1 protein-coding gene and 1 pseudogene are annotated in these 1,314 nt (G+C 67.7%); both read right to left on the bottom strand.

Annotation, left to right across the window (positions count from 1 at the left end; all coding sequences use genetic code 11):
• A pseudogene (locus HG543_RS53670) lies at window positions 1-249 on the bottom strand (cyclic nucleotide-binding domain-containing protein); the annotation flags it as partial.
• Window positions 250-332: 83 nt separating this feature from the next.
• Entirely contained in the window at window positions 333-1,013 is a 681-nt protein-coding gene (locus HG543_RS53665; RefSeq protein WP_169352677.1) for a cyclic nucleotide-binding domain-containing protein, read from the bottom strand.
• Window positions 1,014-1,314 lie beyond the last annotated feature (301 nt).

Raw genomic sequence — 1,314 nt, 5'->3', positions numbered from 1 at the left:
CCCCTCGCCCTGCCGCATCACCGCCACCCGCCCTCCGGTGATGAGGAACATCGACTCACCCGGGTCGCCCTCGTGCACCACCATGGCGCCCGGCGCGTAGAGCCGCGGCCACACGGGCAGCGGCGCGGGACGGGAAACGCGCCGCGCCGTTGGCGGAGACTCCGGGCTCGGCGCCTCCCGGGTGCCCTCACGGGCCGGGGACTGCTTCGAAGCGAACAGCGAGCGCAGGTGCGTGGCCAGGTGCGACATGGTGCCTCCCATTCAGGAGCAATGCTGCACCACCACCGTATGAGCCTCCGGGCCGCCTCGCAGTGAAGCGCTTCACATCCCGCTCACTCCGCTTCCCGGCCCAGCCGCTCGGGGTGGACCAGGGTGATGCGGCCTCCCTCATAGGCCAGGAGGCCCTCGCGGACATAGAAGCGCAGCCACTTGTTGGTGCTCTCACGGGTGAGGCCGCACAGGTTGGCCAGCTCCGTCTGCGTCAGCTTCTTGGGGATGACCACGCCCTCGGCGCCGGGCTGGCCCTGGCTGCGCGCCAGCTCCAGCAGCACGCGCACCAGACGCGCTCGCGCATCCAGGAAGGTGGTGTCGTGCACCAGCTGCGTGACGTGCCGCACCAGCCGGCTCAGGTTGGCCAGCAGCCCCAGCGCGACCTTGGGGCGCGCGTCCAGGTACTTGCGGAAGTCCTCCCGCTGGATGGTCAGCAGGTCCGTCTCCTCGCGCGCGACGGCGTCCGTCGAGCGGGGCTCGCCATCCAGCAACGCCAGCTCCCCGAAGAAGTCCCCCCGGTCGAGCAGCGTCAGGATGACCTCCTTGCCATCCGGCGAGCTGAGGCGGATGGCCACCTGCCCCTTGCGGATGATGTAGAGGGACGTGCCCACGTCACCCTGGTGGAAGATGACCTCTCCCTTCGCGTACCGCCGGGTACGAACGAGCGCGGACAGGTGCTCGAGGTCCTCGCCCTCGAGCTGCTCGAAGATGGAGACCTGGTTCAGTAGCTGCGCGTAGGACACGGAAGTCTCTCCCTCCCAACCACATGTTCCGGGTAGTTCTCGGCTCGGTCAGCTTTCTTGATTCACGCAGCTGAAGCCATTCATTACCAGGGTACGTGAGTGAAATGTCGGAATGACTCTCAATTGTCGGCCCTGTATGCGACTTCACCCGGGACGTGTGAGCTGCTTCACAGCCGGGGGCGCGACCCGGGCGTAACGTGCCGCTCAACCTCGCAGTGAGCGAACGGATACGCACCATGCCCCGACAGACTGCATCGGCGTCTCTCGATTCTCCGTCCTCCACGCCCTCCTCCCCCACGGC

The organism is Pyxidicoccus fallax, assembly GCF_012933655.1.
Classification (GTDB): Bacteria; Myxococcota; Myxococcia; order Myxococcales; family Myxococcaceae; genus Myxococcus; species Myxococcus fallax.
This window is presented reverse-complemented; position numbering and strand designations above follow the sequence as displayed.